At 70.5% G+C, this 5,021-nt stretch carries 6 protein-coding genes; 4 read left to right on the top strand and 2 right to left on the bottom strand.

Annotated elements, in window-relative coordinates:
• Positions 1–543, top strand: a 543-nt coding sequence (locus AC27VN_RS32430; RefSeq protein ID WP_490879223.1) for a TolC family protein, incomplete at its 5' end; no start/stop codon positions are given.
• A 127-nt stretch (positions 544–670) separates the two neighbouring features.
• On the opposite strand, the gene AC27VN_RS32425 is transcribed toward AC27VN_RS32430, so the two are convergent.
• Both AC27VN_RS32425 and AC27VN_RS32420 read right to left on the bottom strand, forming a co-directional pair.
• On the bottom strand, positions 671–1,036 hold the full coding sequence (locus AC27VN_RS32425) for an SPW repeat protein (RefSeq protein ID WP_208510630.1): 366 nt from the start codon (positions 1,034–1,036) through the stop codon (positions 671–673).
• Positions 1,037–1,122: 86 nt separating this feature from the next.
• Positions 1,123–1,989, bottom strand: a complete 867-nt coding sequence (locus AC27VN_RS32420; RefSeq protein WP_490879222.1) for a MurR/RpiR family transcriptional regulator — start codon at positions 1,987–1,989, stop codon at positions 1,123–1,125.
• 172 nt (positions 1,990–2,161) lie between these two features.
• Between AC27VN_RS32420 and AC27VN_RS32415 the strand changes: the two genes are divergently transcribed.
• The 3 genes from AC27VN_RS32415 to AC27VN_RS32405 all read left to right on the top strand — a co-directional run.
• Positions 2,162–3,496, top strand: coding sequence for an aspartate aminotransferase family protein (locus tag AC27VN_RS32415; RefSeq protein ID WP_490879221.1), 1,335 nt, complete (start codon positions 2,162–2,164; stop codon positions 3,494–3,496).
• A 55-nt stretch (positions 3,497–3,551) separates the two neighbouring features.
• On the top strand, positions 3,552–4,451 hold the full coding sequence (locus tag AC27VN_RS32410; RefSeq protein WP_490879220.1) for an amino acid ABC transporter substrate-binding protein: 900 nt from the start codon (positions 3,552–3,554) through the stop codon (positions 4,449–4,451).
• A 16-nt stretch (positions 4,452–4,467) separates the two neighbouring features.
• The coding region (locus AC27VN_RS32405; RefSeq protein ID WP_490879219.1) for an arylsulfatase at positions 4,468–5,021 on the top strand (554 nt) is incomplete at its 3' end.

Here is a 5,021-nt window from a genome sequence, read left to right as displayed (position 1 = left end):
AATGCGCAGATCGGCATCGCGCGCGCCGCCTACTTCCCGAACTTCGGCCTCAACGCCTCGGTGGGCAGCAACGCGAGCAAGGTCAAGGACCTGTTCAATGCCTCGAACACGCTGTGGGCGCTCGGCCTGTCGGTGGCGCAGGTGGTGTTCGACGCGGGCGCCATCGGCGCCAACGTCGACTCGGCCAAGGCCGGCCACGAAGCGGCCGTGGCGCGCTATCGCCAGACCGTGCTGACGGCCTTCCAGGCGGTCGAAGACCAGCTCAGCGCGGGCGCCACGCTGGCCCAGCAGGAAGGCCTGCGGCGCGAAGCCTCGGCCGCGGCCGACAAGACCGAGCAGCAGCTGCTCAACCGCTACCGCGCGGCGCAGGTCAGCTACACCGAGGTCGTGACCGCGCAGGTGGCCGCGCTCAATGCGCGGCGTTCGCTGGTGCAGCTGCAGGTCAACCGCCAGTCGTCGGCGATCGCGCTGATCCAGGCGCTCGGCGGCGGCTGGCAGGCCGAGTGGCTCGCGGACGCGGGCACGCAGCCGGCCGCGCGCTGATCGCGTCGGCAAGGCGAAATCGGGGAAAGGTCGCGGACGCACGCGGCATCGCGCGCGTCCCTGGAGTCGCCGCCGCGCCGCGCCTGATCCGGCGGCCGGCGGCGTTCGGGAACGGACCTTCAGGGCCTCAATGGGCCGGGCGGTCCGTCATGCCGCCCAGGTAGTCCTTGTCGGTCACCAGCACCCACAGCGCCAGCACCAGGATCGCCGCGGCCACGAGCACCGCGTTGACCAGCGCCACCTCGAGCCCGCCGAAGCCCAGCACCCACGGCGACACCGCGAGCCAGACCGCGAGCGCGACCTCGGTCCACTCCTCCCAGGCCTGCGGCACGAAGGTCGCGCCCAGTGCCACGGCACCGAGCACGAGGCCGGTACCGATCGCGCCCCACATGGCGAGCGTGTGGCCCTGGAAGCCCAGGACCCAGGGCGAGACGATCAGCCAGACGCCGAGGACGGCGTTGACCGGGTCTTGCCAATGCTTCACTTGCTTCATGGTCTTTACCTCCTGTCGCGGCAACAGCAGGACGCGCGACCGCGACCGGGGTTGGACTGCGCGGCTTTGCCAGTGGTTCCGTGCGATCAGCCGCCGCGCGCCACCGGCGGCACCAGGTAGGCCCCCGACTCGAACAGCTGCGCCTCGGCCTGGTCGATGCGCCGGATCACGGCCTTGCCCGCGCGGCTCGCGAGCAGCTCGACCAGCGCCTCGGCCACGGCCACGCCGGCGGCCACCGAGGGAAAGAACGAGGGGCTGTGGATGGTGAACAGCAGGGTCTCGTCGGCGCGCAGCGAGAGCGGCGAGCCGAGGCTGTCGGTCAGCGCCACGATGCGGCTGCCCGCGGCCTTGGCGGCCTCGGCCACCTGCAGCGCCTCGCGCGAGTAGGGCGCGAAGCTCGCGATCAGCACCACGTCGCCGCGCCCGAAGGCGCGCTGCTGCATCTCGAGCGTGCCGCCCTGGCCGTCGACCAGGTGCACGCTGCCGCGAAAGAGCCGGTACACGTAGACGAAGGAGAAGGCGATCGGGTAGCAGGCGCGAAAGCCCGCCGCATGCACCGCGGGGGCCTTCTCCATTAGCGCGCAGACCTTCTGCAACGCCGCTTCGCTCTGCAGCTGCGTGGTCTCGAGGTTGCGGCGCTGCACCTCGAACATCTCGCCGGTCAGGCCCCGGTCGCGCGCGCGGCCCACCAGCTGCTGGGCGCGCGCGCCGTAGGCCTCGGCGCCCAGGCCCATGTCGGTGGCGAAGGCGGCCTTGAGCTGCGGCCAGCCGTCGTAGCCCAGCGTCTGGGCGAAGCGCACCAGCGTGGCGGGCGTGCTCTGCGCGCGCGTGCCGATGCCGCGCATCGAGCCCGTGACCACCTCGTTCGGATGGTCGAGCACGTAGCGCGCCACCTGCTGCAGCGCGGGGCTCAGGTCGTCGAAGCGCTGGCGGATCTGGTCTCTGGCGCCCATGGCGTCGTTCCTCTTGGTCTCTGGCGTTGGAACGAATGTACCGGAGGCGCGCCCGCTGTTCCGGGCGGGGGCTGGAACGGGTGAAACGAGCGGAACGGTTGACGGAGCAAATGTTCCAATAAATAATTCGCCCGAAACGTTGGTTCCAACTCCATCCGCCTGTCCTCACGCCATGACGCACGTCTTCCACCGCCATCTCCGCCAGACCCCGCCCGTCGCCACGGGCTCGCACGGCCTCTACATCCGCGATGCCGAGGGCCGCGAGTACCTCGATGCTTCGGGCGGCGCAGCCGTGTCCTCGCTGGGCCATGCGCATCCCGAGGTGCTGGCCGCGATGCATGCGCAGATCGACCGGCTGGCCTATGCCCACACCAGCTTCTTCACCAGCGAGGTGGCCGAGCGCCTGGCCGACGAGCTGATCGGCGCGGCGCCCGAAGGCATGAGCCATGCCTACCTCGTGAGCGGCGGCTCCGAAGCGGTGGAGGCGGCGCTCAAGATGGCGCGCCAGTACTTCGTGGAGATCGGCCAGCCGCAGCGCACCCACTTCATCGCGCGGCGCCAGAGCTACCACGGCAACACGCTGGGCGCGCTCGCGGTCGGCGGCAACGCCTGGCGGCGCGAGCCCTTCGCGCCGATCCTGGTGCCGGCCACGCACGTGTCGCCCTGCTATCCGTACCGCGAGCAGCGCGCCGACGAGAGCCCCGCGCAATACGGCCAGCGGCTCGCGAACGAGCTCGAGGCCGCGATCCTCGCGCAGGGCGCCGACCGCGTGATCGCCTTCGTCGCCGAGACCGTGGGCGGCGCCACCGCCGGCGTGCTGGTGCCGGTGCCGGGCTACTTCCAGGCGGTGCGCGCGGTCTGCGACAAGTACGGCGTGCTGCTGATCCTCGACGAGGTGATGTGCGGCATGGGCCGCACCGGCAGCTTGCATGCCTGCGAGCAGGAGGGCGTGGTGCCCGACCTGATGACCATCGCCAAGGGCCTGGGCGGCGGCTACCAGCCGGTGGGCGCGGTGCTCGCGCAGCGCAGGGTGGTCGAGGCGATGTCGCAGGGCAGCGGCTTCTTCCAGCATGGCCACACCTACCTCGGCCATCCGATGGCCTGCGCCGCCGCGCTCGCGGTGCAGCAGACGATTCGGCGCGAGGGGCTGGTCGCGAAGGTGCGCGAGGATGGCATGGCCTTCGGCGCGATGCTGGCCGAGGCGCTCGGCGCGCATCCGCATGTGGGCGACATCCGCGGCCGCGGCTTCTTCTGGGGCCTCGAGCTCGTGGCCGAGCGCGCGGGCAAGACGCCCTTCGATCCGGCGCTCAAGCTGCATGCGACCGTCAAGAAGGAGGCGATGGCGCGCGGGCTGCTGTGCTATCCCTTCGGCGGCACGGTCGACGGCCGCCAGGGCGACCACGTGCTGCTCGCGCCGCCCTTCGTCGCCACGCGCGACGAGCTGCGCGAGATCGCCGCGCGGCTCGCGGATGCCATCGACGCGGTCACGCGCCGCGCCGCGGGCTGATTCCGCGCTTCTTCCTTTCCTTTTTCCTTCACCCACCGCCTCGAGGAGCACCTCCATGCCCAAGCCACGCCTGCCGTTTTCATTCCTGCTCGCTGCCGCCCTCGTGCTGCCGGCGCTCTGCGCGAGCGCGCAGGAGAGCGACACCCTCGCCAAGATCAAGGCCAGCGGCGCCATCACCTTCGGCTACCGCGAGTCCTCGTTCGGCTTCTCGTACCTCGACGGGAATCTCAAGCCGGTCGGCTACAGCATCGAGATCTGCAAGCGCATCGTGGAGGCGGTGAAGAGCGAACTCAGGATGCCGGCGATCGAGATCCGCTACCAGGCCGTGACCTCGGCCAACCGCATCCCGCTGGTGCAGAACGGCACGGTCGATATCGAGTGCGGCTCCACCACCAACCTGGTCGAGCGCCAGAAGCTGGTGGCCTTCTCGCCCGACATCTTCCGCTACAACGTGCGCATGCTGGTGAAGGCCGATTCGGGCATCAAGAGCATCGCCGACCTGCAGGGCAAGACGGTGGTGACCACCACCGGCACCACCTCGTTCCGGCTGCTGCGCGAGGCCGACAAGGGCAAGAACCTCGAGGTCACGAGCCTCGGCGGCAAGGACCACAGCGACTCCTTCCTGCTGGTGGAGAGCGGCCGCGCGCAGGCCTTCGTGCTCGACGACATCCTGCTGGCCGGCCAGCTCGCGAACGCGCGCAACCCGAAGGACTTCCTGATCACCGGCGAGAGCCTGCGCACCGAGAACCAGTCGCTGATGTTCCGCAAGGACGATCCGGCTTTCAAGGCCATCGTCGACCGCGTGGTCTCGGGCATGATGAAGTCCGGCGAGATGGAGACGCTCTACGTCAAGTGGTTCACCTCGCCCATTCCGCCCAAGGGCATCAACATCAACTACCCGCTCAACGCCGAGACGAAGGAAGCCTTCGCCAATCCCTCGTCGAAGGGCATCTGAGCCGCATCACGTCCCCATGACCCGCATCGCCCTGATCCACGCGCTCGCGCATTCGGTCGCGCCCATCAACGACGCCTTCGCGCGCGACTGGCCGCAGGCGCTGCGCATGAACCTGCTCGACGACAGCCTGTCGGCCGATCTCGCGCGCGACGGGCGCGGGCTCGACGCGGCCATGCACGAGCGCTTCCAGCGGCTCGCGCAGTACGCGGTCGACACCGGCGCCGAGGGCATCCTCTTCACCTGCTCGGCCTTCGGTTCCTGCATCGAGGCGGTGGCGCGGCGCCATGCGGCGTTGCCGGTGCTCAAGCCCAACGAGGCGATGGTGGAGGAGGCGGTGCAGGCGCTGCGCGAGGCCGGCCCCGGCGCGCGGCTCGGGCTGATCGCGACCTTCGCGCCCACGCTGGCTTCGATGCCGCCCGAATTTCCGAGCGGCATCGCGCTGGTGCCGGCACTCGCCAAGGGCGCGCTCGAGGCGCTCGATGCGGGCGACGGGGAGCGGCACGATGCGTCGATCGCCAGGCAGGCCGAGGCCTTGCGCGCGCAGGGCTGCAGCCATATCGCGCTCGCGCA

The sequence above is a fragment of the Variovorax sp. 20P10.2.4 genome (genome assembly GCF_058244205.1).
The sequence above is the reverse complement of the archived record's forward strand: the minus strand, read 5'-3'. Positions and strand labels throughout refer to the sequence as shown.